Genomic DNA, 1,439 nt, shown 5'->3' with positions numbered 1-1,439 from the left:
TTTTTTTTTCGGTTTTTTTTGCCCCCCCGCCCGGTGGGGGGGCCACCCCCCCCCCGGGGGGGGGGCCGGGCCCCCCCCCCCCCCCCCCGGGGGGGGGCGGGGCGGCCGCCGTTCCACCGGCCGCCCGGCATCCCGCGCCGCAGGTCACGAACGAGGAAAGGCAGGGCAGGTGAACGTGCTGGGGATCATCGCCTCCGGTGTGGCCGCGCTGTTCATCACGGTCGCACTCGCCAAGAGCGCCCGCCGCGTGGTGCTCCGCCCCCACGTCCCGGACGAACCGGGCGGGCGGGCGCCACGCGCCGAAGCACTGCGCAGGACGGGCGGTGCGACGGCCGTGCTCGGCGTCGGCGCGGCGGCCGGCACGGCCCTGTGGCTCGGCGCGGCGGACGACGCGGCGGGCTCCGTGGCGGGGCTGCTCGCCGGAGCCGGGACGGTGGCCGTCCTCGGTCTCGTCCACGACCTGAAGCCGCTGTGGGTCGCCCTGCGGCTCGCCGTTCAGACGGCCGCCGCGGTCCTCGTCGTCTGCCTCTCCGGGATGTCACCGGCGGCGGGCGTCCTGACCGTGCTCTGGATCGTCCTCGTCACCAACGCGTTCGCCCTGCTCGACCACGTCGACGGGGTGTTGACCGCGGTCGGCGTGGTCACCGCCACCGGGCTGCTCGCGTGCGCCGTCGTCGGCGGCAACCTCGCCCTCGCCCTCCTTCCGGCGACCCTGGCGGCGGGCCTCGCCGGCTTCCTGCTCCACAACTGGCACCCCGCACGCCTCCAGCTCGGCGCGTGCGGTGCGCAGTTCACCGGATTCGTCCTGGCGGCCTCCGGCGCGCTGATCCAGGCGGCCGCCCCTTCGGGCCGCGCCGCGTGGGCCGCGCTGCCGGTCCTGGCCACGGTGGCCCTCGCCGACACCGCCCTGGTCCTGATCTCCCGCCGCCGCGCGGCGCGTTCCCCGCTGCGCGACACGGACGACCACATCGCGCACCGCCTGCGCCGGGTCCGTGTCACCGTGCCGGGCGCGGCCGTCCTGATGGCTCTTTGGGCGGGGGTGCCCGTGGCCACAGGGACGCTGGTCCACGCACAGCTGCTGCACCCCGCACTCCTTCTCCTGCCGCTGGCGGGGACGGCGGCCGCGGTGTTCGCCCTGCTGAGGGTTCCGGCGTATGCTCCGTCGCGCCCGGCCGCGTCCAGCCCGGGCTCCTTCCGTACGACGTCGTCCCGTAGGGTCCCGTCCGGCGCGGCCCCGGCCCGTACGGCCGCCGCTCGGCACGCCGCGGCGTCCACCGCCGGTGCCGCGATTCCCGCCGCGGCCTCCGCACCGGGCGGTACGGGCTCCGCCTCCGGCAAGGGCGCGTCCAAGGGCGCCGCCAGGACCGCCGGGGGCCACCCCACCGTGCCGCCCCCGCCCTGTGGGTGCCCCCCCCCCCCCCGCCCCCGGCGGCCTGTCG

The 1,439-nt window shown here is 77.9% G+C and carries 1 protein-coding gene; it reads left to right on the top strand.

All coding sequences use genetic code 11. The features are described 5' to 3' along the window. Positions 1–169: 169 nt before the first annotated feature. On the top strand, positions 170–1,439 hold a 1,270-nt coding region (locus JS521_RS27950), incomplete at its 3' end, for an MraY family glycosyltransferase (RefSeq protein ID WP_205085740.1).

This window comes from Streptomyces durocortorensis, assembly GCF_016901035.1.
Lineage (GTDB): Bacteria > Actinomycetota > Actinomycetes > Streptomycetales > Streptomycetaceae > Streptomyces > Streptomyces durocortorensis.
This window is presented reverse-complemented; position numbering and strand designations above follow the sequence as displayed.